General features: G+C 65.3%; 4 protein-coding genes. 2 read left to right on the top strand and 2 right to left on the bottom strand.

The genetic code is table 11. The annotated features are described in order from the left end of the window. Positions 1 to 75: 75 nt before the first annotated feature. Positions 76 to 2,169, bottom strand: coding sequence for an MMPL family transporter (locus AC062T_RS08070; RefSeq protein WP_476028972.1), 2,094 nt, complete (start codon positions 2,167 to 2,169; stop codon positions 76 to 78). 116 nt (positions 2,170 to 2,285) lie between these two features. Here AC062T_RS08070 and AC062T_RS08065 point away from each other — a divergent pair, with 116 nt between their 5' ends. Continuing rightward, complete coding sequence (locus AC062T_RS08065; RefSeq protein ID WP_476028970.1) at positions 2,286 to 2,780, top strand: MarR family winged helix-turn-helix transcriptional regulator; 495 nt, start codon at positions 2,286 to 2,288, stop codon at positions 2,778 to 2,780. A 2-nt stretch (positions 2,781 to 2,782) separates the two neighbouring features. On the opposite strand, the gene idi is transcribed toward AC062T_RS08065, so the two are convergent. Continuing rightward, entirely contained in the window at positions 2,783 to 3,307 is a 525-nt protein-coding gene (gene idi, locus AC062T_RS08060; protein ID WP_476028968.1) for an isopentenyl-diphosphate Delta-isomerase, read from the bottom strand. On the opposite strand from idi, the gene AC062T_RS08055 reads away from it, so the two are divergent. After that, positions 3,306 to 4,308: polyprenyl synthetase family protein (locus AC062T_RS08055; RefSeq protein WP_476028966.1), on the top strand; the 1,003-nt coding region annotated here is incomplete at its 3' end. The genes idi and AC062T_RS08055 overlap by 2 nt on opposite strands.

Genomic DNA, 4,308 nt, shown 5'->3' with positions numbered 1-4,308 from the left:
TGAGGGGTCCCAAATGAGTCTTCGCTGGTGAGCGGAAGACGCATTCCGGACCCCTCACGGGGATTGCCGCGAGCGCTACGCGTTGACTGGCTCGGCGACCTCGTTCTCGACGGGCTGCTCTGCGTTGTGCAGGTGTGCGCGGCCCCGGCGCGGCCACCAGAACCAGTCACCCGTGATGAACGCGAGCGCGGGCACGATGACGGTGCGAACCAGCAGCGTGTCGATGAGAACACCGACGCAGACGATGATGCCGATCTGCGTGAGGGTGATGAGCGGCAGCACTCCGAGCACGGCGAACACGGCGGCGAGCAGGATGCCGGCGCTGGTGATCACTCCACCGGTTGCGGAGAGCGCCCGGATCATGCCCCGGCGGGTGCCGAGCTTCTCTGCCTCTTCTTTGGCTCGTGTGACCAAGAAGATGTTGTAATCGACGCCCAGCGCTACCAGGAACAAGAAGCTGAACAGCAGCACGGAGTTGTCGAGGGCAGGGAAGTCGAAGACGCTCTGAAAGAGCAGCCACGACGCACCGACGCTCGCGAAGAACGACCCGACGACCGTGAGCAGAAGCAGCACGGGGGCGAGCAGCGAGCGCAGCAGCAGCACAAGCACGATGAACACAACGATCAGGATGAGCGGGATGATGAGTGCCTGGTCGCGAGCCTGGGCTTCTGCGGCGTCGAGGCTCTCTGCATCGGTGCCTCCGACGAGGGCGTCGGCTCCGTCGATCGCGTGCAGCTCGTCGCGCAGGTCGTCCACGGTAGCGAATGCAGCATCCGTCTCAGCGGCTGCGTCAAGCGAGACCGAGATCTCGGTGATGTCGTCGTTGCTCTGCGTGATTCTGGCGCTTGAGACTCCGTCGACGTCGGTGGCGGCCGCAGCGACCTCTTCGGCCTTATCGGTGTTGGCAATCACGATTGTGGGTGATCCGCTCCCGGCAGGGAACGACTCCGCAATGATGTTCTGGCCGGTGACCGCTTCGGGCTCGGACGTGAACTTCTCGGTCTGGGCGAGTCCGACCTGTACCTGAGGCACGGCTGCCGCGAGGCCTCCGAGGATCGCGATGCCGATGACGGCCACGATGACGGGCTTGCGCGACACTGCGGTGCCGAGCTTGTGCCAGAAACCGTGGGCGAGGCGGTCCTCAGAGCCGAACTCCGGCACGTAGGGCCAGAAGAGCTTGCGCCCAATGAGCACGAGAGCTGCGGGGAGCACGACGAGCGCGAAGAGCATGGCCACGACGATGCCGGCGGCGCAGGCGAGGCCGAGGGCGCGGTTTCCGCTGAGTTCGGCGAACAGAAGCGTGAGGAGGCTGAGCACAACGGTCGATCCACTCGCGATGATCGCGGGGCCAGCGCCCTTGAGGGCAGCGTTCATCGCCTCGCGACGGTCTTCGTGCAGCCGCAGCTCGTCTCGATATCGGGCGATGAGCAGCAGGGCGTAGTTGGTGCCCGCACCAAAGACCAGTACCGAGAGGATGCCCGTGATCGACGCGTCGAGGCTTACGTCGGCGGCCTCGGCGATGCGCTTGGCAACGACTCCGGCGACGGCGTCGGCGATGCCCACGACGGCGAGGGGAATGAGCCACAGCCAGGGGCTGCGGTAGGTGACGATGAGCAGGAGCGCCACGACGATAACGGTGGTTCCGAGCAGCGTGAAGTTGGCGCCCTTGAACACTGCGGCGATGTCGACGGCGAATCCTTCTCCACCGGTCATCAGGGCGGTCAGCCCCGAGGGTAGGTCCTCGTTGGCGATCTCGCGGATCTCGGCGGCCCGGTCGGCGCGCTCGGTGACGTCGTCGATCACGGTGAGGGGCACGGGGAGAATTGCGGCGGTGCCATCGTCTGAGACGGTGGCCGGCGGCAGAAACTCGGTGTCCGCGATGTCGATCAGGGCGGCGCTGCGCTCGGCAATTGCCGCTTCGTCCTCTGCAGTGATCTCGTCACCGTCGCGGCTGAAGACGATCAGAGCCGAGGTGGTGTCTGCGTCGGGCAGCGTGTCTTTGAGTGCTGCGACCTTGGCCGATTCGGCACTGTCGGGCAGGCCGGTCGCTGGCGCGCCGTCGCCTCCCTGGCCGCCGAAGAAGAGGAGTGCGCCGCTGGCGATCGCGGCGATAACGAGCACGATCCAGGATGTTCGTGCTGCGGTAATGAAGTGCCGTACCGGCTTCATGGGTGTTGTCCCTGGGTGTTGTGGTGGATGCTCGGCGCACGGCAGTGAATCGAGCGAATATCTCTAAACGTATAGATTGCTAGACGATTTAGCAATCATAAATGTAAGATAGCCGCATGTACAAGTCAGAGGGGCCCCGCTTTGGACCCGTTCACGAGAGCACAATGCTCCTGCGACAGCTCATCCAGCTCAGTGACGATTTTGAGCGGCACATGGGCAAGGAGCTCACGGTCAACCCCACTGACCTCCAGGCCATGCAGCACCTCATCATGCGAGGTCCCATGAGCCCTACCGACATCGCCAAGGCTCTCGGCATGAGCACGGCGGCCGCCACCGTCGTGGTCGACCGTCTCACCAAGGTGGGCCATGTCACGCGAGAGAAGCACCCCACCGACCGGAGGGGGATTGTCGTCGTGCCAGCGCCGGAATCCGTGGCGCGCGCCATCCGCGGCCTGCTGCCCATGATCACGGGCATCGACGAGGTCATCCACGATTTCGAACCGCAGGAGCAGGCGGTCATCACCGAATACCTGCGCAGGGTCGTCAAGGTTTACCGCGAGAGCATTCCCTCAGTGGGCGACGAGGCGGCGCACGCGGAGGTGTCAACGTGATGTCAGAGAGGCGAATCCCACTGCTCGAGCTGCATGACCAGCCACGGGCTGAACGCGAACGGGGCTGCTCGTACCGCCTCCGCCAGAGCGGCCGGGCTCACCCAGCGGTACTCAGCGATCTCATCGGGCGACGGTGCGAGCTCGCTCGTCACGGTGGCGCGGTAGACCGGGCACACCTCGTTCTCGACGATTCCGGATGCGTCGACGGCCCGGTAGCGAAAGTCGGGCAGCACGGGCTCGATGCCCGCCACCGTGGTGCCGAGTTCCCGCATCGCTCGCCGCTCGATGGCCGCGGCATCCGCTTCGTCCGGGGCGGGATGCCCACAAAAACTATTGGTCCAGACGCCGGGCCAGGTCGCCTTGGCCAGGGCGCGTCGGGTGACGAGCACGTCGCCAGATTCGTTGAAGAGATGACACGAGAATGCGCGGTGCAACGGGGTGTCCTCCGTGTGCACCGTGGCTTTGAGGGAGGTCCCGATGCGTGAGCCATCATCTGCCAGCAGCACGACGAGTTCGGTGGTGTCCATGACTGACAGTCTGCCTCAGTCCGGTGAGGAGATTCGCTGGGAGCGTTATGACGACGTCGTGAGGGCGCTCGACGAGTTCTTCGATGAGTCGGGGGCGCGGGCTACCGCGCACGGTCCCCAATACGTAGATCTGTGGCGGGCGCTCCGTCGCAGCACTGTGGGCGGAAAGCTCTTCAGGCCCCGCATGGTTGCGGCAGTTTTCGACGGCCTGGGCGGCGTGCAATCGCGGGCGGTTGCCCCCGTGGGGGCGGCGTTCGAGCTGCTGCACACCGCACTCATCGTGCACGACGACGTGATCGACCGCGACTTCGTTCGCCGGGGTCGCCCCAACATCTCTGGCATTTACCGCGATCGCGCCCGCTCGGCTGGTGTCGACCGTGACGAGGCTGAGCATCGCGGTTTGAGCGCGGCCGTTGTCGCGGGCGACCTTGCCCTCTTCTACTCCTACCGTTTCATCGACCGCAGCGGAATCGACGGCGCGATGCGGGCTCACCTGCTCGATCTTATGGACGAGGCGTTGTTTGCCAGCGCCGCTGGCGAGCTTCTCGACCTCGACTATTCAGGAGCCATCGCAATCCCCACGGTCGAGAGCATCCTCGCCATGGGACGCCTGAAAACCGCGGTCTACTCGTTCGAGGTTCCCCTCAAGGCCGGTGCCGTGCTGGCCGAAGCTCCGGATGCCGTGGTCGCCTCGATGGGCGACTTTGGCCGCGAGGTGGGCACCGCCTACCAAATCGTCGACGACATCCTTGGGGTCTTTGGAGACACCGAGGTGACGGGCAAGTCGGCGACGAGCGACCTGCGCGAGGGCAAGAGAACCGTGCTGGTGGCTCACGCGGCGGCAACCGAAGTGTGGTCGCTGATCGCGCCCACCTTTGGTTCGCCCCAGCTGTCGGATGATGAGGCCGCAACCCTGCGGGTTCGGCTAGAAGAGAGCGGAGCGCGGTCGTACGCGGAGCGTCTGCTCGCGGACCACATCGCCAGGGCTCGCGCCGTGCTCG

The organism is Homoserinimonas sp. (assembly GCF_056262345.1).
Note: the sequence above shows the minus strand (reverse complement) of the source record. Positions and strands in the feature narration are given on the sequence as shown.